We start from the raw sequence: 22,310 nt of genomic DNA, 5'->3' as shown, positions 1-22,310 counted from the left end.
TCCTAACAAGCAGGACACATGAGAGGTCTGGGGGGTTGATATGTCCTTCGCTGGGCTTACCGGACGTGTGGCGGTGGTGACCGGCGCCGGCAGCGGCATCGGGGCGGCCACCGCGCGGCGCCTCGCCGCCGAGGGCTGCTCGGTCGCTCTCGTCGACCGCGACGGTGACGCCGCGTCCGCCATGACCGCACAGTGCGGCCGGCGTGCGCTGGCCATCGCAGCCGACGTGTCGGCAGAGGCCGGCGCCGCGGAGTACCTCCAGGCCGCCGTCGCCCACTTCGGCCGCGTCGATCTGCTCCACCTCAACGCGGGAATCCCCGGCCCCTTCGGCTCGTTCGCCGACCTCGACGTGGGGGACTACGACCGGGTCGTCGCGGTCAACCAGCGCAGTGTCTTCCTCGGTCTGCGCGACGCCCTGCGCCACTTCCGCGCCACCGCCCGCCCCGGCGCCGTCGTCGTCACCAGCTCTCTCGCGGGGCTGCGGGCGAGCGCCGCGGTCGTGCCCTACACGGCGAGCAAACATGCCGTGATCGGCCTGGCCCGAAGCGCCGCGCTCGAGGGAGCACCCCTGGGGGTGCGGGTGAACGTCGTCGCGCCGGGCCTGATCGAGACGCCACTGCAGCAGCCCCTGGCCGAAGCACTGGGTGGTGAGGCAGCCGCCACCGCACTGCGCACGCACAGCCCGCTCGGGCGCATGGGCACGGCCGACGAGGTCGCCGCCCTGGTCGCCTTCCTGCTGAGCGAGGAGGCGCCGTACATCACCGGCGCCGTCCATGTCATCGACGGCGGCGTCGATGCCAGCGACCCCATGCAGATCCGCCTGTGAACCACTCGGCCAGAAAGGCCAGCACATGAACGTGTTCGACGTACGCAACGTCGTCAGACAGCCCGACGCCCTGCTCGCGGTCACCGAGAACCCGCGGCACCGGGCGATCCTGCTGAACTTCCGCCGGCACGCGCTGCTGGAGGTCTCCGGGCGCTGGCAGGAGATTCTCCGGCCGGACATGATCGTCGACGTGCCCTGCTACCGCATCAACGAGAACGGCACCTCGCTCCGCCTGCGCGGCACGGCCGAGATCGGCGCCTTCTACGCGGGCATCACCGAAGCCCGCGCAAACGTCTTCGGCCCGATCACCGAACACGTGGCCGTCGCGGACTGGGGCCTTGCCATCGAATCCTTCTTCGGCCACCACCTCCCCGGCCGGGTCCTGGCCGAGCAGGGCGAGGACATCGACGACCCGGACGCCTACTACCAGCTCACTCACTACATGGCGTCGTTCTGGCCGTACGACGCGGATTGCCGCCTGATCGGCGAGCACATCTACGAGGACACCGGCAGCCGCCGCCTCGAGAAGATGGACCCGGCGAACGTCATCACCCCCGAGAAGGCGCGCGAGCTGCTGGCCCCCCTCTTCGACAGTGCCCCGCCCGGACCCGGTCCGGCCCCGCATGAGTGAGCACTTACATCGCACCGTGTGCCGTGATCGGGAGGATGATGGGCCGCAGATGAGCGAGGTGAGAGTCATGACGGGCGCCGGCGAATGGCTCCTGCGACTGCGACCGGACAGCGACACGGACCACCCGGCACCGGCCTCATCCCCCGCGACGGTCGCGGAGGCCGAAACCGACCTGGGCCCCGGTCCCGTGGCCTGGGTGGTGGAGACGGCTGCCGGGGCCGCCGAGAAGTGCGCCCGGCAGTCTCCCGAAATCGCCGATGGACCAGTGGGCCTGCGGACGGCACGCCGATCGGTGGAGGCGTGCTGCATCGCGATCCTGCGGGGGCTGCTCCACGACACGCCGGCCGACCGCATCGACGCCCCGCCCGAGGCAGTCGACGGCAATCGCGATCTGGTGCACCGGGGCGTGCCGCTGGACCGTATCCTGCGGGCCGTGTGGACCTCTCACGTCCACACCTACGGACGGCTGCTGTCCGCTCTGCGGCTCCTCGTCGAAGCGGAACGGTGGCCCGACGAGAGCGAGCGCGTCGCCCGGCTGTCCTTCGCCTACGTCGAAGAACTGACCGCGGCGTTCGCCACGCAGTACGCGGCGGAGCGGGAGCACTGGGCGGGCAGTCTCATGGCCGCCCGCCGCAAGCTCGTGGACGACCTTCTCGCCGGCCTCCACGCCGACCCGGCGACAGTGGTGAACACCCTGGGTCTCGACCTCGGCCACCACCACATGGCCGCCGTTGTGTGGACGGACGACGAGGGGGACGGGCAGAGCGCTTCCGTGCCGCTGCACCGGCTCGCCGCCGATCTCGTCGGCGTCTCGCAGGCCGTGCGCTCCCTCGTCCTGCCGACGGGAACGTCCGAACTGTGGGCATGGCTGAGCTGGCCACACCCACCGCCGACGGATCTCGTCTCCCTGGTCCGTAAAGAGACGAGGGCGAGGACAGCCCACTACCCCGGCGGGGTCTACGTCGCTCTGGGACCACCGGCCCGGGGCGACGAGGGGTTCCGAGGCAGCCACGTCGCCGCCCGGGAGACCCAGCGGGTGGCACAGGCCCTCGGCACCCCGGGTACATACGCCTACGCCGACGTCGCCGAGCTGTCGCTGCTGACCGCCGACACCGAGCACGCCGAGCGCTACATGCGCGACGTCCTGGGGCCGCTGGCCGGCCCCGGCCCCAAGGCTGCCGAGATCCGCGAGACACTCCGTCGGTATCTGGCGCACGGCCGCAGCCGCACCCTCGCCGCCGAGGAACTGTTCGTGGCGCCCAACACCGTCGCCTACCGGGTCAAGCGTGCCGAAGAGCTGATGGGGCGGCCCCTGCCGCAGGACCATCTGCCGCTGCGGCTGGCGCTGGAGATCAGCCGGGTCATCACTCCCTGATCGCAGACCGCACGGGCCTCGCCACAGCTGTCGCACCCCGTACCGCCGCTGACTGCGCTGCGGCGACAAAACCGAACCACGATTCTGTCGTCCGGCACCGAGGACGACCGGCGTGCGGCGCCGGAAGATGACCGGGCCGGGCACGAGGAGGTGCCCACCGGGTTACGGAGCGATGCATGAGCCGCAGACTCCCGGGGCCTGCCTCGTCACTCCAGAGCGCGGTGGCTGTGGGCCCGGCGCGTACCGGTCCTTCGCCCGGTCGCGACGCAGCTGCCGTACCCGCAGCGGCGTGGCCTTCGAGCCTCTTCGCAGAGCCTGTTCCCCGTGAAAGGGACCTTATGAACACCCCGCCCGTCCCCGTCATCGCGACCACGCCGATGTCCGTCGCGCCGCAGGCCCAGCGCGTCGGTGCCGACCAGAACTGGCCGACGGACAACAAGTGGCTGCGTGGCCCGTTCGCCCCGTGGACGCAGGAGAGCCACAGCTACGACCTCCCGGTACAGGGCCAGATCCCGGACGATCTCGCCGGCGCCCTGTTCCGGGTCTCCTCCAACCCCCGTTTCCAGCCCCGCAACATGGACCGCTACCACTGGTGGGAGGGCGACGGCATGGTGGCCGCGCTCTACCTGCGTGAGGGCAAGGCGGCCTTCCGTACCGGCTGGGTGGCGACGGACTCGATGAAGTTCGAGGTCGAGCAGGGCGAGGCCGTCTACAGCGGCTTCGTCAACGGCGGCACGCCCGGGCGGCTGCCCAAGGGCGCCCCGCCCGCCAAGAACGTGGCCAACACCAACGTCGGCATCTTCGACGACCACCTGCTCGTCTACTTCGAGGGCGGCCTGCCGACGGCGATGCACCCGCGGACCCTGGAGACGTACGGCACCTACGACTTCCACCGCGGCATCGACATCCTGTGCACCGCCCACTACAAGACCGACCCGGCCACCGGCGACCTGCTCTTCTTCGCCGCCACCGGCCCCGTCATCACCTGGTACCGCGCCGATGTCCGGACCGGACAGGTCATCGACTCCCACACCATCGACATCGGCATCCCGGTCCTCATGCACGACTTCGCCGTGAGCGAGAACTACGCGATCTTCTTCGTCGCACCCAACCTGCTCCGCCCCGACCTGGCCGCCCAGGGCCGGCCCGGCGTGGTCTGGGACGAGGCGGCACTGCCGCACGGCACACAGATCGTGCTCATGGACCGCCGCACCCACGAAGTGAAGTGGTACGAGGCCGGTGGCATGTTCGCGCCCACACACTTCTACAACGCCTACGAGACCGGTGACGAGGTCGTCATCGACATGCACCGGATCTCCCGCATCGGCAGCCCCGCCGACAGCCTCACTCCGCTCAGCTCCCACGAGTGGTTTCCCCCGGGATATTCCTGGCAGTGGCGGATCGACACGGAGACCGGGAAGGTCACCGACCGCCGCGTCTCCGGTATCGCCGGCGAGTTCCCGAAGATCAACGACGGCTACGCCGGCCGGCAGCACCGGTACGGCTACTTCGTGACCACCCGTGACCTGGCCCCCGCCACCATGACCGACGGCCTGGCCCGCCACGACTACCTCAAGGACTCCACGGTCGTCATCGAGGGACCGCACCCGCTCACCAGCCCCAGCGAGCCGGTGTTCGTCCCCCGGACCGACCCGCGCGGCGAGGACGACGGCTATCTGCTGGCCCTGTGGTGGAACCCCGAGACGGGTCTGAGCGAGCTGCTGATCCACGACGCGTCCGACCTCGTCGCCCAGCCCCTGGCCCGGGTCGGGCTGCCCGTACGCGTGCCGTTCGGCTTCCACGGCAGCTGGGCCGACCAGACCGTACTCGACAAGAGCGTGTCCGCCCTCCGCGACGCGCACTGATCCCCCGCGCACCCATGAGCCGCACACGAACCCCGGAGACCACCTTGACCACGACAGTTGAACCGCCATCCGCCCACGCCCGTCCGCCATGGGACGGCAAGATCTTCGACGGCACCTGGGCTCAGGGCCACGGCGGGACCGTCGACGTGACCGCACCGGCCACCGGCAAGGTGCTCGCCACGGTCGGCGCCGCCTCCCCGGCCGACGTCGACCGGGCCGCCGGCCTCGCGGCGAAGGCCCAGCGGGACTGGGCCCGGCTGCCCTACGACCGGCGGGCGGAGGTGTTCCGCAAGGCGGGGGCCCTGCTGGAGGCCGACCCGGCCCGGCTGGTGCGCTGGCTCGTTCCCGAGGCCGGGTCCGGGATGGGCAAGGCCGCCTTCGAGACCGGTCTGGTGGTCTCCGAGCTCTTCCAGGCCGCCGCGCTCGCCGCGGAGCCCTACGGCGAGCTGCTGCGCAGCACCCGGCCGCGGATGTCGTTCGCACGCCGGGTCCCCCTCGGGGTGGTCGGGGTCATCTCGCCCTTCAACTTCCCCGCCATCCTCTCCATGCGCTCGGTGGCGCCCGCGCTCGCCCTCGGCAACGCCGTCGTCCTCAAACCCGACCCGCGCACCCCGGTCTCGGGCGGACTGGCTCTCGCCGAACTGCTGGCCGAGGCAGGCCTGCCGGAGGGAGTGCTGCACGTCCTGCCCGGCGGGGCCGATGTCGGTGAGGCGCTGGTGACCCACCCGGCCGTGCCGTGCATCTCCTTCACCGGCTCCACCGCCGCCGGCCGGGCGATCGGCGCGGCGGCCGGGCCCCTGCTTAAGAAGGTGCACCTGGAACTCGGCGGGAACAACGCCCTCCTCGTCCTGCCCGGCGCCGACCTCGATGCGGCCGCGTCGGCCGGGGCATGGGGGTCGTTCCTGCACCAGGGCCAGATCTGTATGACCACGGGACGGCACCTGGTGCACGCCTCCGTCGCCGAGCAGTACGTGGCCAAGCTCGCGGAGAAGGCCGCGGCGATCACCGTCGGCGACCCGGCCGACCCGCACAACGCCCTGGGCCCGCTCATCGACGAACGCCAGCGTGACAGGGTCCACGACATCGTCACCCGCAGCGTGTCCCAGGGCGCGCGCCTGGCCGCGGGCGGAACCTACGACGGGCTGTTCTACCGGCCCACCGTCCTCGCCGGCATTCCTCACGACGCGCCCGCATTCACCGAGGAGATCTTCGGCCCCGTAGCCCCCGTGACCACCTACGAGACCGTCGAGGAGGCCATAGAGATCATCAACTCCTCCGAGTACGGCCTGTCGGTCGCCATCCTCACCCAGGATGTGTTCGGCGCTCTGGAACTCGCCGAGCGCATCGAGTCCGGCGCCGTCCACATCAACGACCAGACCGTCGACGACGAGGCCGTGGCCCCCTTCGGCGGCGCCAAGGCCTCCGCGGCCGGCGGCCGCTTCGGAGGCGGAGCCAACCTCGACACCTTCACCGAGGTGCAGTGGGTGACCGCGCAGGCGAAGATCGAGCGGTACCCGTTCTGAACACTGCCGCAGTCCATGGATACCCGGCCGCCGGGCAGTACGTGGTGCCGGGTTGCCGGCGCGGCAGGCTCGGCCTCTTCCGCGTCCAGCACGGGGTTGAGTTCTACTGTCTTAGCTTGAACTCAGGGAAGGGGGATGGCCGTCACCTTGAATTCGGCGGCCGGGTTGCCGACGTTGGAGAAGTTCTCGCCGAAGTTGGCGTCGACCACGTAGAGGCGGCAGCCGAACGCCTTGGCCGCGCTCGGCAATGCGGCGCCCGGCACCTGGGTGGTGCCGAGGACCTGTCCGGCGGTCAGTGACCGTGAGAGCTTGATCTCGGCCACGCCCTGGGGGTTGGCCACGTACAGGGTCCGCCCGATCAGCTGCAGACCGTCGGCGGCGTCCGTGGTGCCGTGGAGGGTGATCCGTCGGGCGTCGGCCACCCCGTCGGCGGTGTCGGTCGGCACGAGGTAGAAGGGGAGCTGATCGCCCAGATTCACCGTCAGTACCACCTGCGAAGGCTGCGAGGCGTCCGACTGGCACGTGGCCGCTGACGAGCGGACCAAGGACATCCTGGACTTCTACACCCGCGCCCGGGCCGCCGCGGACGAAGCGATCGAGAGCCTCGACATCGACGCCACCGGCACCGCATTCGCGTTCTTCGACGGCGTCACCGTTTCACTGCGCTGGGCACTGATTCACATGTCGAGGAAGTCGCTCGGCACGCGGGTCACGCGGACATCCTGCGCGAATCCATCGACGGTTTCACAGGAGATCACAACTGGGGCTGACGCACAGAACCTCATTGATCCTGCCGAAAACAGTTGGGGAAATTCATAGAGCAGGCGTGAGATCCAGCGGCCCCTTCTCCCGCCAGCTATCGCGAACAAGACCCGCCAACCCGCATGAACAGAAACCGTACGAGCAGGGAAGCCACCCCGCTTCACTCGCCAACTAGCGAGAACGGTCACAGGCACGCTATGCCGATGAGCGACGCGCGCTTCTTCAACGACGAACCATTCCTCGACGACGAGGGGTCCGACCTGCTGGGGCGTGAACAGTACGCGCGGCACGCGGTGGAATTGCTGGGGCGCGTCCGGGCTCAGACCGAAACCGGCGTCCTGGCTTTGATCGGTTCCTGGGGTTCCGGAAAGTCGACGGTCCTGGGCAAAGTGATACGCCTCCTACAGCGGCAGGATGGCAGCGATGACTGGCTGATCGCGGAGCTCAACCCATGGCTGTACTCCGGCCTGGAGACGCTGACCGCCGCCCTGTTCAGCGAGATCCGTGCCGCCCTCCCCAAAGGAAGGCGCTGGTCAGAAGTCCGTAAAACGCTCGGGGGCTTCGGGCAGGCCATTAGCCCCTTGGGCAAACTCACCGCGCTGGCCGGCCTCGACTCAGAAGGCCTGATCAAGGCTTTCAGCGACCGCATCAGCGGAGACACCAGCGCCTCGGCGGCCAAGCGGAAGGCCGAAGAGGCCCTGCGGCGGGCAGGGCAGCCCGTCCTGGTCGTCATGGACGATCTGGACCGCCTCACCCCCGACGAGTTGCTCCTTGTCTTCAAGCTGGTGCGCCTGGTGGGCCATCTACCGAACGTCTACTACCTGATCAGCTTCGACGAGCAGACGCTGCTGGACGTCCTGCAGCGCAGCGACCTCGTAGGAAACAGCGAGGGCAGAGCCCGCGAGTTCCTGGAAAAGATCATCCAGGTGCGGCTCGACCTCCCCGCGTTCCGCGAACGCGACGCCGCCGCCATGAGCGTCCGCGCCCTCAATACCCTGCTGGACTCCCACAGCCTGTCCATGACGCCAGGCGAGGAACGACGCTTCTCCGAGGCCTACTTCCGGCACCTGCAAGACAGGCTGCAGACGCCACGGGCCGTCAAACGCTACTTCGGGCAGGCCGATGCCACTCTCAGCTCCCTCGCCGGAAACGTGGACCTGGTCGACTTCCTCATCGTCACCTTCCTCCGCACCAACGAGCCCGGCGTCTACCGGCTCCTGGGACGGCACCGCGCCGAGCTGACTGGCACCAGCATCGACCCAGCACAGCGACACAGCACGCAACAACCCGGCGAACGAGCCGAACGCTGGCGCCGCCGCCTACGCGAAGCCGGCGTGGCCGAAGAACACATCAAAGGCGTACTCAACCTGCTGGCCCTGCTGTTCCCGACAGTCCAGCAAGACCTCGGCAACGGCAGCGACACGAAAGCAGCCGCCCAACGCCGCGGGATCGGCAGCACCGACTACTTCGACCGGTACATGGTCTTCGGCATTCCCGACGACGATCTCCCCGAAGCCGCCTTCGACCAAGCCCTGGCCCAGCTGACCGCCGACGCCCCTGGAGAGGAAGCAGCCGAACTCCTGCTCCGCCTCCGTGACGACACCCACCGCATCACCCGCCGGATCGAGCAGCGCCGCAGCGCCGGCATCCGCCTCCCCGCCGCTGCGCTGCTCAAGGCCATGGCAGACAGCTACGGGCAACTGACCGCCGAGCCGGAAATGATGGGCCTGGTCAACAGCGGCATGAGCCTGCAGTTCCTGGCCCGGGACCTCCTCACCGACCTCCCGCCGGAACAAAGAGCCCCAGTACTGGCCGCCATGGCCGCCACCCCCGACGGAACGGTCCTGGCCACCCGGACCCTGCACCGCGCCACCAACCCTGACAGCAACGACTCCGAGGAAGTACAGACCACCGAAGACTGGTCTCTTCAGGCCCGCGACGCCGTAACCGAGCGGATCGCCCAGCACCTCGTACCCGCTACGGGCAGACCTGCTGAGGAACTCACCGAGTCCGACACCGACCTGATCTGGATGTGGCGCCACACCCACCCCGACAGCCTGCGCCCTTGGCTACGCCAACGTCTCGACAACGGATGGGAACCCCTCCCCCTCCTGGGCAAACTCATCCAACCCACGTCACGCCCGCACCACCTAATCGACGAGAGTGTCCTGGCGGGCCTCGACGCGATGTTCGGTCTCGACGACCTCTACACACGCCTGGATCCCCTCCTCCAGTCCGAGACCGGCAACAGTCCTGCCGACGAACACCACGCCAACATCCTCCAAGCACTCCGCGAGCACCGCCCCACCACCGCCCACACCCCCGACGACAACGCCGCTGCCTCTTAACCTCAGCCCCCGAAACATCTCCGCCGACTCGACAGGCAACGGCCCGAACCGAACAATCCCGCCATCGGTGCATCCCTCGCAACGCGGCTCCTCAGGGCGGTCCTCTAGATGGCCTGCCCCACCTGCGAATACCTGATGTGGGCCCGCTACTCGGAGGCCGCGGCCCGGACTGCCGTGACCTGCCCCTGCTGCTACACCCGCATCTGGCTGGTCGACGACACCGGAAGCGCGCAGAACGCGGGCGACATCGTCCAGCAGCAGATCGCACAAGCACTGAAAGGCATCCTCCGGTGAAGTACCAGCAGCGCCTCCAGGTCGCCGTACGCGAACGCCTGCGCAAGCTCATGACCGTGCCCTACTCAAGCGCCGGCCACGAAGTCCACCTCGCCGTCACCTGGATCAACAGCCAACCCGCCCTCACGGGACTCCTCGAAGAGGCGTCCCGGACAGAACCAGGCGTCGACCGGGAGCAGTTCCGCACCGCACTGACCCGCAGTGGCCGGTTCGTCTGGCCCAGCCGAACCGAACAAGGGCGAGCCACACTCATCTGGGAACTGATGCAGGACATCGCTTCCAAGGCAGCGAGGGACCCCAAAGTCGGACTGCGCACCGCGATCGGCTACAGCATGGAAAAACCCCATCAGAACCGATGGCGTAAGTTCGCCGAAGACATCCTGCAACCCCTGTTCGACTTCCTCAGCGAGCGCGTCGGCGCCGAAAGCAGCACCTTGCACACCCTCGAGCGCTACCGAACCCGCACCGAGTGGTTCGACCGCGAAGAGTTGTACGCGCGCTTCGACGCCGATCGCGCCAATGGTGAAGAGGTCTACAACCTCGACCTGCAGCGCTTCCTCTTCCTCGAAGGCGACCACATCACCCACGCCAAGCCTCGCTCAGCCTCCGGCGAAGCCGACCTCGTCGGCGACCTCGACGGCCGCGACCCCCTCGTCTGCGACGGCAAGATCTTCGACGGCAACGGACGGGGCAAGCACTACCTCATCAAAGGGCTGCACCAGATCGTCAAATACGCCCACGACTACGGGCAGCACACCGCCTACCTCGTCATCTACAACATCACCGACAAGCTCCTCGAACTGCCCACCGACGGCACCCCCAGCGCATGGCCCCCGTACGCCGAACTCTCCGGCGTCCGCGTCTACTTCATCCACGTCCGCGTCCTGCCACCTACCACCACCGCCAGCAAAGCCGGCAAAGCCACCCGCGTCACCCTCACCCACGACGACCTCACCAACCCCGACACCACTTGATCCGTCTCATCAAGTAGCGGCCCACTGGAACTGCACCACGATCAATCAACCTGCACAGGCCACAACCGTGCAGGTCAGCCACCATGGCCCCACCCAGAACCACACCCCGAGCACCCCGGGCACCCCGGGCACCCCGGGCCCCGCGAACAACACTCAGAAGAACTGAGAAACCCCAGCTCGAAGCCACAACAACAACCCAGAAAAACTAGGCGCCGACACCTGCGCCCGGCGGCTGCAGCAGCTGGGCATGGTGTGGTCGGTGGCCCATGAGAAGTTCCAGGAGAACCTGGAGGCCGCGAAGGCGTACTACGAGGAGCACTGGACGCTGTGCGCTCCCCGTACCGCGAGCATGCTGGACCGGCCGGTGGGGCAGTGGCTGTCCAACCTGCGCAGGCCCGGCGTCCTGGACGGACACCCGGAGTGGGAGACCGCGCTCCAGGAGGTCGACCCGGACTGGAATCCGGAGTGGCCGGCCGACTGGCAGCGGCACTTCGCGGCCGTGCGTGAGCTGCTGCGCGATGAGGACCAGACCGACGTCCTGCCCGGCATGACCATCCACGGCCAGGACGTCGGACGATGGCTCAACAAGCAGCGCCAGCACGCCACTTGGGCGAGCCTGACGGTTGGGCAGCGCGAGCGCCTGGAGCAGCTCGGCATCACACCGCTCGCCCCGCCCGCGAAACCGGAGACACCCGCAGAACCCGCCGCGGCGCCCGTGGGGGCCTTCGAGCGGGGCGTGGCGGCCCTGGCGCAGTACAAGACTCGCACAGCTCTGCGACGGTCCCCAGGGCCCACGTCGAGCGGCTGAAGGACGGGACGGAGGTCAAGCTCGGGGTGTGGGTCATGAACCAGAAGGTGCGCAGGAGGTCACTCACCACCGACCGGCTCACCGCACTGGCCGCGCTCGGACTCGATTGGGCGGCAGCGTGATCTAGACAAGGCCAGACAGCTTGGTCATGCTTCGCTGCCATGAGAAGCCGTTGTCGTACCGAACTTGATCGGCATGTTCTCGCAGCTCAGGCGTGATGCCGGGGCTGGCGAGGCAGGCTGTGGCCGTCGGGTTGGCTCGTCGGTGGAGGTGCGGGGATGGCGTCGGTCGTGGGTCTGCTGGAGGAGCGGGCGTTGGCCGCGCGGGAGCGCGTGGAGGGGCTGCGGGAGGAGGCGGACCGGGTGCTGGCCGAGCTCGCGGAGGCGGAAACGGACTGGCAGGAGTGGCTGATCGCCCGGCAGCGTGTGGGCGAGGTCCTGTCCGTGCCGCGAATCCGCGAGGCCGGCGCGGCCGACCCGGTGCCGGCGGAGGAGCCCTCCATGCCCGAGCTGGAACCCGAGCCGCTGGCGGACGCGCCCGCTGCGGTGTCTGTCCCTGGGGCTGCACGGTCGGGTTCGATCGTCCCGGTGTGGCGGCCCGCGCTCACGGCGGACGCGCTCGCCGTGGACTACCAGCGCATCCTTTCCGCTCTGGTGGAACGCCGGTCGGGTGGTGGCGGGGTGATGACATGCCAGGAGATCGCCGTCGTGCTCGGGCTGGAGTTGTGCCCGACCAGCGTGGAGGGCGTGCGGTCGAAGATGAAGCGGCTGGCGGACCGCGGCTGGGCGACGGAGTCGGCCCCGGGCCGGTTCACGCTCGCCGACGGGCCAGCCTGCGGCTCATGAGCATCGTCATCGACCACAGCACCATCTGCTCGTGGACGGCGGGCAGCGTCTCGCAGTCGCGCACCAGCCGACGCGAGCGGAACAGCCAGGCGAAGGTGCGTTCCACGCACCAGCGCCTCGGTAGCACCACGAACCCCGCGGCGTCGTCGCTGCGCTTGACGATCTGCAGGGTGAGCTGGGGCCTCTCCATGGCCCAGGTGACTAGGCGGCCCGCGTAGCCGCCGTCGGCCCACACCAGGGTGATCTTCTTGAAGCGGCGCCGCAGACGCTCCAGCAGGTCCACGGCCGCGTTGCTGTCGTGGACGCTCGCGGTGGTCACCATAACCACCAGGAGCAGGCCGAGGCAGTCCACCACGATATGGCGCTTGCGCCCGGGCACCTTCTTGCCCGCGTCGTAGCCGCGCGAGGACGCGGGGACCGTGGCGGCGGCCCGCACCGACTGTGAGTCGACGATGGCGGCGGTCGGCTCCGGATCACGGCCGGCGTCCTCACGCACCAGGCCGCGCAGCCGGTCGTGCAACTCGGCCAGCAGTCCCTGCGTGCCCCAGCGCCGTGCGAAGGCGTAGACGCGGTCCCACACGGGAAAGTCGCCCGGCATCGCCCGCCACGTGATGCCGCCCGCGACCACGTAGCGCACGGCGTCCAGCATCTGCCGGTGGCAGTAGCCCTCCGGCTGACCGCCCTTGCCGTTCATCCACGACGGGACCGGCAGCGCCTCCCGCACGACCGCCCACTCCGCGTCCGACATGTCCGAGGGGTACCGAGGCTCGCGGTCCGGATGGTCGCCCGCATTGCCGAACCGGTGGGCGAGGCAATCGCACGACCGGGGAGCCGCGTTGGACTCCACAAGCACTGAACCGCAAGACGGCGACACAAGGGCCTCCCGGCCGGCTCGTTCGGACTTCGACAATCCCGAGCTGGACAGGAGGCCCCGCCTTCATGCACGTCGGAGCCGGAGATCACGCAACCGAGTCACCGCACTCGAACTGGCGCCCAAATGGATCGCTGCGGAAGACGGCTTCTCGCGCCTGCTGTCTGTAGTTGGTCACAGGAAGTAGTGGCCTTGTTCGATGTCCTCGATGAGGCCGGGGTGGGTGGGCTTCCATCCCAGGAGTTGCTGGGTGATGCTGCTGGAGGCGGGCATGTCGGTGCTGAGGAGGCGCACGAGCATTCCGTTGAACTCCTCGGCGGGCAGGGAGTGTGCGGGTAGGTCAAGGTGTCGGCCGATGGCCCCGGCGATCTCGCGGACCGGCACGCCGTCGTCGCCGACGGCGTTGAGGACGGAGCCGGCGGGTGCCTGCTCGACGGCAAGGCGGTAGAGGGCCGCGGCGTCCTTGACGTGGACGGCGGGCCAGCGGCTGGTGCCGTCGCCGATGTAGCCGCAGACGCCCTTGGCTCGGGCCGTGGCGATGAGCTGAGGGATGAAGCCGTGACGCTCCCCCTCGCCGTGGACCGAGCGGGGCAGCATGACCAGGGAGGTGCGCACGCCCGTTTCTGCTGCTGCGAGCGCTGCCTTCATGTTGGCGATGCGGGCGGCGACGGGTCCTGCCGCGACGAGTTCGTCGTGCTCGGTCGCGGGCCGGCCGGGTGTCACGAGTGTGGCGCCGGAGATCACAAGGGGCCTGCCGGAGCCGGCGAGGGCGGCGGCGAACGTCTCGATGGCCTTGGCGTCCGTCCCCGTCGCGGCCTCGCTCATGCTGGGAATGACGAAGGCCAGGTGGATGACGCCGTCGCTGCCCAGGGCGCCGGCGCGCAGCACGTCGGTGTCGTTCAGGTCGCCGCGCAGCACCTCCGCTCCCATCGCGGCGACCGCGTGTGCGGAGGCGTCCGAGCGGGCCAGCCCGAGGACCTGGTGCCCGGTGTTGATGAGTTCGGGGACGACGGCTGAGCCGATCCAGCCGGAAGCACCGGTGACGAAGATATGCATGAGAGGGACTCCTTAGTGACGGCGGGGCCGAGGACGCGCAGCTCAGATTCGCTCGCGGGAGACTGATGCGACCCTGTTGCATCAACAGTAGCGCAGCGATGCGACTAGGTCGCATCATTTGCGAGATGATGCGACCTGGTCGCTTCGCATAGACTGCGACGGTGAGCAGATGGGCACCGGACGCACGTGAACGCCTGGAGAGCGCAGCGTTGGACCTGTTCGTGGAAAACGGGTTCGACGAGACGACCGTCGCGCAGATCGCGGATCGCGCCGGCTTGAACCGCGCCACGTTCTTCCGCCACTTCACCGACAAACGCGAGGTCCTGTTCGGCGGCGAGGACGTACTGGCCGGCCTGTTCGCCGACGGCATCCGCGCCGCCGCTGCGGACGCGACGCTCGCGCAGTGCCTGCGGGCGGCGTTCGCGGCCACCGACCCGGTCATGACCCCGCAGCGGCGGGCCAAGGCCGTCCAGCGCAGGCGGGTGGTCGCGGCCAACAGCGACCTGCAGGAGCGGGGACTGCTCAAGCACGCCCGGATCGCCACGTCGATCAGTACCGCGCTGCGCGAACGCGGCACGGACGAGCTGACCTCCCGACTGGGCGCGGAAGTGGCGATGCTCGCCTTCGCCATCGCCGCCGAGCGCTGGATGAAGGCGGACGACGACGAACCGTTCCCGCCCCTCGCCCAAGCAGCCCTGAGCGACCTTCAGGTGCGCGCCGCCGAGCTCGACACCCGACCCCGCCCCTCCACCTGACGCGAGAATCTGGCGCACACCGTCCCGCGCATCACAACGGACAGCAGACCCTGCCTTCATGCACGCCGGAGCCAAAGATCACGCGACCGAGTCACCACGCTCGAACTCGCGTCCAACAAGATCGGTACGACAACGGCTTCTAAGGACTTCGTGGAGCCGACCCGGCGGCTACATGGCGGCCGGGAGGGGTCCTGTGAGGCGGTCCAGCCGGGTGTAGAGGGCCCGTACGAGGCGGGCGTGGAGCACTGGGCGGTGCCCGTGAGCGGTGTGGACAGGCGTCTGTCTGCTTCGCGGAGGATGACCTCGGCAAGGGCGCCGCGGCCGTCGTTCTTGGGCAGGGCGGCGGCGTGGCTGCGGACGTCGGAGGCCACGGCGCGGGCGTGCCCGGTGAGCTGGAGGGCGATCTGCTCGTAGTCGCGGGGTTCGACGTCCGGGTTCTTCCACGCGAGGACGGCGGTGACGAGTGCCTCGTGCGGGGCGCGGTCCAGGGGGAGTTCGGCCTCGACCAGGCCGTGGGGGTCGTGGAGCACGGTGTGCGCTCCGCTCATCGCTGCCTCGCCGCGTCGCCCTGGTGGCCGTCGCTCAGGGCGGCCGGGGCGAGGAAGCGTGCGTAGCCGCGGTCGGCTCGGGCAATCAGTGCCGGGGTGGGCCGGCCGAAGGCGGGCGGCTGGAGTCCGCGTCCTTGCGGTACGGGGCCGTCGGGTGTGGGTGCGCTCATGGGTACCGCCTCCGTTGCTGGTGCGTCGGTGGCGTTCGACGCCACGGAGGCCGCTGCTGGTTCCTCAACGAAATTGCGGGTAATTGCGGAAGTTCACTCCAGGGCGTCGATCGCGGCCTGGATGAGGTCGCGGGCCGCGTCGCCGTACACGGCCATCTCTGCGAGCCCGGCGAATGCCTTGGCGTAGTCGGCCAGTTCGCGTGGCTGCGTCACGTTGATCTCTGCGGTGAGCGTCTCCACCACGGCCTGGACGTCGTCGTGGAGGTAGAACGCTTCCAGCGGCCGCACGGTGCGCTGGTCACTCGAAGGAGTTGGGCTCTCTTGCGCTGCTGAACGCGCAGCACCGGGCTCACGTACTGTCACGTGACTGCCGCATGTAGCCGGGCGTTGCTGCTGGCCGAATCGGGGAGGGGACGGTGCCGAGGTGATAACGGATTCCGACTGGGGCGAACGCGGGCTGTGCAAGAGTGCCGACCCGGACGAACTGTTCGTCGTGGGAGCCGCCCAAAATCGGGCGAAGGCCGTGTGTACCGGCTGCCCCGTGCGCACCGAATGCCTGGCCTACGCCCTGGACGAGCGCATCGAGCACGGCATCTGGGGCGGGATGACGGAACGTGATCGAAGGGCACTTTTGCGCCGTCGGCCGACCGTGACTTCGTGGCAGCGCCTGCTGGAGACCGCCCGCTCGGAGCACGATCAGCAAACCCGTTCCGTTGCCCCGGCGAGCGGGCTGGTCCAGGTGCTGGACGACGCCTGCTGATCGAGGGTCAGGGCCTCCCCGGTCCCGGGGAGTTGGTCTCTGCTCAGGTCGGGAGGAAGACGGCGGTGCCGGGGCCTTCGGCGTGGGCCTCGACCCGTACGCGAAGGTGTTTTGGTCCATGCCGTCGGCCAGGCGGCGTGCGATGGTGGCGCGCACCCATCGGGCCAGGCCGAATCGGTCGGTCACCGCCATGGCGGCGCTGTCGTCGGCTCCGAGGCGTTCGAGCTCCCGGTACTGCAGATCCCGCTCCAGTTCGGCGACGACGATGCGCAGCGCGGCACTCTGTTCCTCGCTGGTGAGCCTGACCGGGGTCTTCAGCTCAACGGTGATTTCGTAGCGGTGTCCGCGGTTCGGCGAGCACATGCGGTCCGGCGTCCCCCGCCGGCTGCGAGGTGGTACAGGTACGCAGTGAAGCCGTGCTGGCTGGTCAGGGTTCCGGATCCGGTGCCGGTGCCGGTGCCGGTGCCGGTGCCGGTGACACAGATTTCGGCGCTCTGTTCCAGAACGTGGTGAACGAAGTGGAGTCGGGCCGGGTCCACGTAGCTGCCATCCGCTCGGTACATGGCCGTGCCCGGACATGGCCGTGCCCGGCAGGAAGAACTGCGCCACGGTGAGGGCCGTCGACCAACTGGGGAGAGCCCTGCGCCTTCACGGGGCCGACCGCTTGGCCGTTGCCGGGGTACTTGGCGACGAGGTCTCGGCACGCCTGCTTGGCGTCTTTCTTCGAGAGGTAGTGCCGGTGGCCGATCCAGGCTGGGATTCCTCGGGACATGGTGCCTCCGATCTCTGCCGTGAGATCAGCGTGCGGGCAGTGGTGCCAGCGCGCATCGCGACGTCGCCGACCGCTCGTGCGGCTGGGCGGCCAAAGCGGCAAAAGCGGAGGCCGCCGGGCACCCGCCGCGTTGAGGTCGCGGAGGCGTGCAGCCGACGAAGCCGCGCGGCGCGAGCCGTGCGGAACATCAACCCGGCGCCCCGATCCCAGTCGATATCGGCGATTCGGCCTCTACCCGGAGGCAAGCGCAGATGGTGTTCGTCGTCTCAACCGTTGTGGTCCGCCGGCGGCGTCTCGAAGTGACTGCAAGACTGCATGTCGAGCCAGGTCTGGCTACCCGCCCGCGAAACGCGCTGCCAGGTTCATGGCCTCCTGGGTGAGTTTGATGTGCAGGCCGGCGTCGTCCTGGGTGGCGACCTGGGTAAAGCTGCCCTCGTGCCACCAGAACACCGAGGGGCTCAGCGCGCCCGGTGACTGCTCGAAGCCCATGGCGGCGAACCGGGCCATGGCGTGCAGCGAGGAGGCCACGTTCCTGTCGCGGACGACGTGGAAGGCGAGTTGGTGCCGGTGCGGCAGCGCGACCAGGATTCCGTCCGGCGCCGGTGCGTCCTTGGTGTAGCGGAGTACGACCTCGTCCAGAACCAGGGCGAGGCTCGCAATGAAGTACGAGCCGCCCATCAGCACGTCGAAGTGGGAGCCGTCCTTGTCCCTGACCACCTTGTGTTTGTCGACGCGGACGGCTCGTAGGTTCTGGAACGCACGGTCCCGAAGGGTCGTGATGTCACCCAGGTTGGGGAGGGAGTCCGCGGTCAGCATGTCGACGGTTTCCGGGAGGTCGAGCGCCAGCACCTCCAGCAGTCCCGGGACCGATTGGGAACCGTACCCGAAAGCCTTCAGGAGCGCGGGATCGCTGGGAATGAAGCGGGGGTAGAGCTGGGCCAGGAGCTGTTCGCGCGGCAGGGCCTTGAGAGCCTGAGGTCCATCCATCGACCGGATGACCCGGTCAACATGTTCGTCTACGAGCGCCCGCCAGCACCGGGGGCCGCGGCTGTCGTTGTGGCACAGGGCCGCAAGATTGGAGAGGCCGAAGCGCCAACCCGAGCCAGTGGTCACGCGTCCCGGTTCGACCGTTACCTCGATGCCGCGCTCCGCGAATGCCTCGCGGACGAAAGTACGCAACCGGGCAGCCTCCGCCTCGGACAGGAACGCGAACTCCCCGTCGCGCGGCAGGTCCACCCCATCACGACGCTCTCCGCGCCGAAATATCCCCACCAGGTCCCCAATCGCTCGAAGATGCGGATCATAGCCGCGACCGGCCCAGGGGCCTTCTTCAGGTATGCATGCCTCGGTAGGGGGCCCGGACGCCGACGGCTCCTCGAACGGACGGCGGTGACGTACGCGAGTACGGCGGCCGGGGTCGCACCTGTCCTCCCGTCAGACGCGTTCGTAGAAGCCGTCCAGTCGGCCGCGTGCGAGCACGTCACCCGCGGCGGCCAGGACGGCCCGCGGCCTGGCGGAGGCGGGCACGGTGTCGCTCTTGCCGACGGTCAGCGGCTTGCCCAGGGCGAACAGCTGGAAGACGTAGCGGTGCGGGCCGTGACCCTTGATCGGGGCGGGGCCCAGGTATCCGCGGCGCGAGCCCGAGCTGAGCAGCCACACGCCGTCCGCGGGGGTCTCTGCGTCGAGGCCACCCTGCGGGACACCGGTCAGGGTCGCGTCGAGCAGTGCGATGCCGTGGTTGTACGGAAGGGCCGTCGGAGCGTCGGGATCCTCGATGACCAGCAACAGCTGCGCCGTCTCCGGGGGTGCCGCGTCCCAGTCCAGGGCAGGTGAGAGGTCCTGCCCGCCCAGGCGCTTGCCGGCATGCAGGGTCGGGATCGTCGCCTCGTGCGCGAAGTCGGGGCTGCTCAGCTGCAGCGTGCTCGCGCCTGCGAGGTTCGGCGCGTTCCAGGCGAGTCCTTCGTCCCCTGCTCGCTTGTTCTTCAGCAACTTGCCCATCGCTGCCATGAGTTACTCCTTATGGTGCTGTTGTCGGGTCCGTGCCGTCTTCGGGTGCGTCACAGGCGCCGGGTGTCCGCAGGAGAGCAGGGGTACGGCGAAGCGGCAGATCTCCTCGGCTCCGCCGAATTCCTGCGTGGTTGGTTCGCCCCAGTCGTCGCCGACGGGTGCGCCCGGCGCAGGTCCGACGGGTCGGGGCGGCGGTGCTTCCCGGGGCGCCGCGGGGACGGAACTCGTTCCTTATACATCGGGGCCCCTGCCGTTCGCACAGAAAGATTACGGGCAAATCACCCTAAATATTGCAGAGTTGTGGCAGTTGACGCCGCAACGGACCGGGGCCCGGCCGTTGCGGCCGTACAGAACCTGCTCGTTACATCCTCGATCGAGCACCCCCATAGGCCACGTCACGAGGATCGGGCCACTGGATGATGTCCTTCGCCGGGACGACTTCCGACCGGCACTCGGGTGCCGGCGAAACCGCGCGGCGCGAGCCGTGCGGAACATCAACCCGGCGCCCCGATCCCCTCGCCCACCGCCCGCGCTCCCGCGCCACCTCCCTTTCCTCCCTGTGGCTTGGGCGGGCGTGGGTGGCGTAGAGGGGGTGTCAGCCGAACCGGAAGCCCCGATCACGGCAGCTGACCAGCGGCAACAACAGGCTGCGGAATCCGGCGTGCGCAGGAGAAGACGCAACGGATGACGCAGGAGAAAGTGCGCTCCCTGTCGGGCCTGTCCGGAACGCAGTCCGCCATTCGCGGTGATCGCATGGAGAACTGCCGGACTACTCCGACGAACCCGGCTTGGGGCTTCGCGCACAGTGAGACTGGCAACCAGCCGTGGCGGCCTGTCCGAGCAGCGTGCCGGCCGCCGAATCCCACTGGCCGATCGTCGATCGAGGAGTCCAGATGCGTCTGCGCAAGCGTGCGGTTGCCGCCGTGTTCGTGACCACCGCGGCCTTCACCGCCATCGCCCCCAGGCCATGGCCGCCCCCATGCCCTGGGCATTCGTCCCCTTGGCGATCTGGTGCGATGTGGTGATTCATCATTCCCGGGCCACCCATGCCGGTGGTCGGTTTTCCTAGCGTCCGGCGGTCTGCCAGGGCGCCCGATTGATGATCTCCGCTCGCGTGTGGGTGGCGAGAACCTGCGGGGCCCGGCTGCTAGCCGACGGTATCAGTTGCTAGCTATGGTGGTGGGTATGGCAAAGCAGACGAATATCCGACTGGATGACGCCGTAAAGGCGGCAGCCGAGGACCGGGCCAAGCGCCGCGGTCTGACCCTGCAGGGGTACGTGGCTGACCTGATCGAGGCCGATGTGAATCAGGCGCGGGCCGCCTTCATGGCCGGCGCCGCGACGTTCCTGGCCCAGTATGCGGACGCGTTCGAGGCGGAGGCCGGCGAAGACCGGTACCCCGGCCTTCCCGAAGGGCTGGCCGAGCGCGCGCCGAGGGACGCCGCGTGAATCTCCGCATCGATCTCGCCTGGATCTTGGCAGTGGCGCAGCAGATCCCAGGGGATCCCCAGGTCGTCGACTACGGCGTGCCGGTAGCGGCCGAAGCACGTCATCGGGCGGAGGTCCTGGACCACGAGGTCTATCCCGAGCCCCATCACAAGGCTGCGGCCTTGCTGTGTGAACTGTCGAGGAACCCCAGCCTTGAGGTGCGCAACCTCTTGTTCGCAGCCACGGTGACGGCGGCCTACCTGTCCGCATGCGGCCTCCCGGTGAGTCCCGGCCTGGACACCGTGATTCCCTTGGCCCGCGCTGCCCGGGACGGGCTCCCGGTGCGTGAGGTCGCCGCTCAGATCAAGACCTGGACGAGCTGATCGGGCATGGCCGTGGACGAACGTCGCCCGGCCATCAACACGCCTCTGGTCATGGACCGGAGTTCCTGCGGTCGACGCACCGCGCAAGATCGGTCACGCGCCAAGGGGCCTTCACCCCCGCCGCGCGGGGGGCGAAACGGTTCAGGCTTGCGGGACGTCGTCGTGCCCGGGGCTGTCTGCATCGGGGCCCAGATGGTCCACCAGGACGAGCAGCATCTGCACGGTGAGGGCACCGAGGAGCATGGCACCGTCCAGCGACATCACGATCGGCAAGTTGTTGATGGCCGAGTACGACAGAGTGTAGGAGGAACAGAAGACACGGATAAGTTTCCGGGACAACCTGCTCTACGTGACCCTGGCTGCGATGGTCACGGTGCTCTTTGGTGCGGCTCAGGCTCATCACGCCGAGTTGCTTCTCGCCCTGCCCGTCGCCACGTGCGTCCTGGGATGGACTTATCTGGCCAACGATCATTCCATGTACGTACGTGCCGTCGTGTGTCCCCGAAAGCAGCGGATCTCAGCAGGTCGGGTGACGTGCGAGGTTAAAGATCAAGCTCACCACACAATCCCAGCTCACACACCCCGGCCTCCCCACCGAAGCCATCCACCCCACCTCTCAACAAACCAACAACACACCAGGCCAACAGCCTCCTCATGCACCAACAAGCCCCCCGCCAAGCGTCAGGCGCGGAGGCGCGCCGCCGAGGCGTGCCGATGCTCGTCGACGCGACGCTCGATTTCTGGACCGGCAACCTCCACAAGTGGGGTTGTGCCCCGCGCGGCACCGCGGCCCTGGTCGCCCACGGGCCCCTGCGGGACCTGCTCCACCCGCTGATCGACTCCTGGGGCGCCCAGGACCCGTACCCCGACCGCTTCGACCAGCAAGGCACGCTCGACGCCACCTCCTACCTGGCCGCGCCGACGTCCCTCGCCTTCGTCGAGCACACCTGGGGCTGGACCGCGGCCCGCCTCTACATGGACCGGCTGGCGGACCATGTCGCCCATGTCATCGGTGCCGCCTTCGAACGGCTGACCGGTGAGAGCAGCCGAGCCGACGCCGGTACGCCCGTCCCCGGCATACGCCTGGTGCGGCTGCCCGACGGCCTCGGGTGCACCCGGATAGACACCGACGCGCTGCGCGACCGGATGGCCCGCGAACTCGCCGTCGAGGCGGCCTTCACCACCTTCGACGGCATCGGTCACCTGCGCGTGTCCGCCCACGTCTACAACACCCCTGCCGCCTACGAGTACTTCGCCGAGCAATGCGTCCCCGTACTGGGTGTCTGAGCCCGGGAGTCCTGCCGCTGAG

At 69.0% G+C, this 22,310-nt stretch carries 22 protein-coding genes and 3 pseudogenes; 16 read left to right on the top strand and 9 right to left on the bottom strand.

The genetic code is table 11. From position 1 onward, the window contains the following. The first annotated feature begins 67 nt into the window (after positions 1 to 67). From OG714_RS52905 to OG714_RS52885, 5 genes are all read left to right on the top strand, one after another. The gene (locus OG714_RS52905) at positions 68 to 826 is read left to right on the top strand and encodes an SDR family NAD(P)-dependent oxidoreductase (protein ID WP_406131610.1); all 759 of its coding nucleotides are present in this window, start codon (positions 68 to 70) and stop codon (positions 824 to 826) included. Between the two features lie 25 nt (positions 827 to 851). Next, a complete protein-coding gene (locus OG714_RS52900; RefSeq protein WP_406131609.1) occupies positions 852 to 1,457 on the top strand; it encodes a hypothetical protein in 606 nt (201 codons plus the stop codon). 49 nt (positions 1,458 to 1,506) lie between these two features. After that, positions 1,507 to 2,832: a PucR family transcriptional regulator gene (locus OG714_RS52895; protein WP_406131608.1), complete on the top strand. Its 1,326-nt coding sequence runs from the start codon at positions 1,507 to 1,509 to the stop codon at positions 2,830 to 2,832. Between the two features lie 338 nt (positions 2,833 to 3,170). Then, positions 3,171 to 4,697 (top strand): carotenoid oxygenase family protein, encoded by a 1,527-nt coding sequence (locus tag OG714_RS52890; RefSeq protein ID WP_406131607.1) that lies wholly within the window; start codon positions 3,171 to 3,173, stop codon positions 4,695 to 4,697. A 44-nt stretch (positions 4,698 to 4,741) separates the two neighbouring features. Further along, entirely contained in the window at positions 4,742 to 6,220 is a 1,479-nt protein-coding gene (locus OG714_RS52885; protein WP_406131606.1) for an aldehyde dehydrogenase family protein, read from the top strand. Between the two features lie 122 nt (positions 6,221 to 6,342). Here the strand turns inward: OG714_RS52885 and OG714_RS52880 are convergent, their stop codons facing one another. Next, the gene (locus OG714_RS52880) at positions 6,343 to 6,699 is read right to left on the bottom strand and encodes a hypothetical protein (RefSeq protein WP_406131605.1); all 357 of its coding nucleotides are present in this window, start codon (positions 6,697 to 6,699) and stop codon (positions 6,343 to 6,345) included. Between the two features lie 43 nt (positions 6,700 to 6,742). Here OG714_RS52880 and OG714_RS52875 point away from each other — a divergent pair, with 43 nt between their 5' ends. The 6 genes from OG714_RS52875 to OG714_RS52850 all read left to right on the top strand — a co-directional run bounded on the left by OG714_RS52875 (position 6,743) and on the right by OG714_RS52850 (position 12,251). Next, the gene (locus OG714_RS52875) at positions 6,743 to 7,039 is read left to right on the top strand and encodes a DUF664 domain-containing protein (protein ID WP_406131604.1); all 297 of its coding nucleotides are present in this window, start codon (positions 6,743 to 6,745) and stop codon (positions 7,037 to 7,039) included. Positions 7,040 to 7,185: 146 nt separating this feature from the next. Beyond that, positions 7,186 to 9,330 carry a P-loop NTPase fold protein gene (locus OG714_RS52870; protein WP_406131603.1) on the top strand — a complete coding sequence of 715 codons (2,145 nt, stop codon included), beginning with the start codon at positions 7,186 to 7,188 and terminating at the stop codon, positions 9,328 to 9,330. A gap of 108 nt (positions 9,331 to 9,438) precedes the next feature. Then, complete coding sequence (locus OG714_RS52865; RefSeq protein WP_406131602.1) at positions 9,439 to 9,624, top strand: hypothetical protein; 186 nt, start codon at positions 9,439 to 9,441, stop codon at positions 9,622 to 9,624. Continuing rightward, positions 9,621 to 10,598, top strand: a complete 978-nt coding sequence (locus OG714_RS52860) for a hypothetical protein (protein WP_406131601.1) — start codon at positions 9,621 to 9,623, stop codon at positions 10,596 to 10,598. Before OG714_RS52865 ends, OG714_RS52860 begins: the two co-directional genes overlap by 4 nt. A 259-nt stretch (positions 10,599 to 10,857) precedes the next feature. Beyond that, positions 10,858 to 11,406 (top strand): helicase associated domain-containing protein, encoded by a 549-nt coding sequence (locus OG714_RS52855; protein WP_406131600.1) that lies wholly within the window; start codon positions 10,858 to 10,860, stop codon positions 11,404 to 11,406. Between the two features lie 278 nt (positions 11,407 to 11,684). After that, a complete protein-coding gene (locus OG714_RS52850) occupies positions 11,685 to 12,251 on the top strand; it encodes a hypothetical protein (protein WP_406131599.1) in 567 nt (188 codons plus the stop codon). On the opposite strand, the gene OG714_RS52845 is transcribed toward OG714_RS52850, so the two are convergent. Together OG714_RS52845 and OG714_RS52840 are read right to left on the bottom strand one after the other, a co-directional pair. Continuing rightward, positions 12,217 to 12,999: an IS5 family transposase gene (locus OG714_RS52845; protein WP_406131598.1), complete on the bottom strand. Its 783-nt coding sequence runs from the start codon at positions 12,997 to 12,999 to the stop codon at positions 12,217 to 12,219. The two genes, OG714_RS52850 and OG714_RS52845, sit on opposite strands and share 35 nt — an antisense overlap. Before the next feature lie 297 nt (positions 13,000 to 13,296). Next, positions 13,297 to 14,178 (bottom strand): SDR family oxidoreductase, encoded by an 882-nt coding sequence (locus tag OG714_RS52840; RefSeq protein ID WP_406131597.1) that lies wholly within the window; start codon positions 14,176 to 14,178, stop codon positions 13,297 to 13,299. Between the two features lie 161 nt (positions 14,179 to 14,339). Between OG714_RS52840 and OG714_RS52835 the strand changes: the two genes are divergently transcribed. Next, the gene (locus OG714_RS52835; RefSeq protein WP_406131596.1) at positions 14,340 to 14,933 is read left to right on the top strand and encodes a TetR family transcriptional regulator; all 594 of its coding nucleotides are present in this window, start codon (positions 14,340 to 14,342) and stop codon (positions 14,931 to 14,933) included. Positions 14,934 to 15,101: 168 nt separating this feature from the next. Here OG714_RS52835 and OG714_RS52830 read toward each other — a convergent pair. The 3 genes and pseudogenes from OG714_RS52830 to OG714_RS52820 form a co-directional block, all read right to left on the bottom strand. After that, positions 15,102 to 15,481 (bottom strand): annotated as a pseudogene (locus OG714_RS52830) (DUF6415 family natural product biosynthesis protein). Next, positions 15,478 to 15,651 carry a hypothetical protein gene (locus OG714_RS52825; RefSeq protein WP_406131595.1) on the bottom strand — a complete coding sequence of 58 codons (174 nt, stop codon included), beginning with the start codon at positions 15,649 to 15,651 and terminating at the stop codon, positions 15,478 to 15,480. The pseudogene OG714_RS52830 and the gene OG714_RS52825 overlap by 4 nt, the downstream one beginning before the upstream one ends. A 93-nt stretch (positions 15,652 to 15,744) precedes the next feature. Beyond that, positions 15,745 to 15,960: pseudogene (locus OG714_RS52820) on the bottom strand (transcriptional regulator); the annotation flags it as partial. 115 nt (positions 15,961 to 16,075) lie between these two features. On the opposite strand from OG714_RS52820, the gene OG714_RS52815 reads away from it, so the two are divergent. Then, positions 16,076 to 16,411: a WhiB family transcriptional regulator gene (locus OG714_RS52815; RefSeq protein ID WP_406131594.1), complete on the top strand. Its 336-nt coding sequence runs from the start codon at positions 16,076 to 16,078 to the stop codon at positions 16,409 to 16,411. Positions 16,412 to 17,516: 1,105 nt separating this feature from the next. Here OG714_RS52815 and OG714_RS52810 read toward each other — a convergent pair. Together OG714_RS52810 and OG714_RS52805 are read right to left on the bottom strand one after the other, a co-directional pair. Further along, entirely contained in the window at positions 17,517 to 18,419 is a 903-nt protein-coding gene (locus tag OG714_RS52810; protein ID WP_406131593.1) for a hypothetical protein, read from the bottom strand. A 198-nt stretch (positions 18,420 to 18,617) separates the two neighbouring features. Then, positions 18,618 to 19,190, bottom strand: a complete 573-nt coding sequence (locus OG714_RS52805) for a YbhB/YbcL family Raf kinase inhibitor-like protein (RefSeq protein WP_406131592.1) — start codon at positions 19,188 to 19,190, stop codon at positions 18,618 to 18,620. A gap of 1,185 nt (positions 19,191 to 20,375) precedes the next feature. Between OG714_RS52805 and OG714_RS52800 the strand changes: the two genes are divergently transcribed. Beyond that, positions 20,376 to 20,639 carry a hypothetical protein gene (locus tag OG714_RS52800; protein ID WP_234476624.1) on the top strand — a complete coding sequence of 88 codons (264 nt, stop codon included), beginning with the start codon at positions 20,376 to 20,378 and terminating at the stop codon, positions 20,637 to 20,639. Then, positions 20,636 to 21,001, top strand: a complete 366-nt coding sequence (locus OG714_RS52795; protein ID WP_200680278.1) for a hypothetical protein — start codon at positions 20,636 to 20,638, stop codon at positions 20,999 to 21,001. Before OG714_RS52800 ends, OG714_RS52795 begins: the two co-directional genes overlap by 4 nt. Before the next feature lie 141 nt (positions 21,002 to 21,142). Here OG714_RS52795 and OG714_RS52790 read toward each other — a convergent pair whose 3' ends face one another. Next, entirely contained in the window at positions 21,143 to 21,274 is a 132-nt protein-coding gene (locus OG714_RS52790) for a hypothetical protein (RefSeq protein WP_267953761.1), read from the bottom strand. Positions 21,275 to 21,670: 396 nt separating this feature from the next. On the opposite strand from OG714_RS52790, the pseudogene OG714_RS52785 reads away from it, so the two are divergent. Continuing rightward, positions 21,671 to 22,288: pseudogene (locus OG714_RS52785) on the top strand (aminotransferase); the annotation flags it as partial. Positions 22,289 to 22,310 lie beyond the last annotated feature (22 nt).

Origin of the sequence: Streptomyces sp. NBC_00989, from assembly GCF_045162655.1 — a bacterium.
GTDB lineage: Bacteria > Actinomycetota > Actinomycetes > Streptomycetales > Streptomycetaceae > Streptomyces.
The sequence above is the reverse complement of the archived record's forward strand: the minus strand, read 5'-3'. Positions and strand labels throughout refer to the sequence as shown.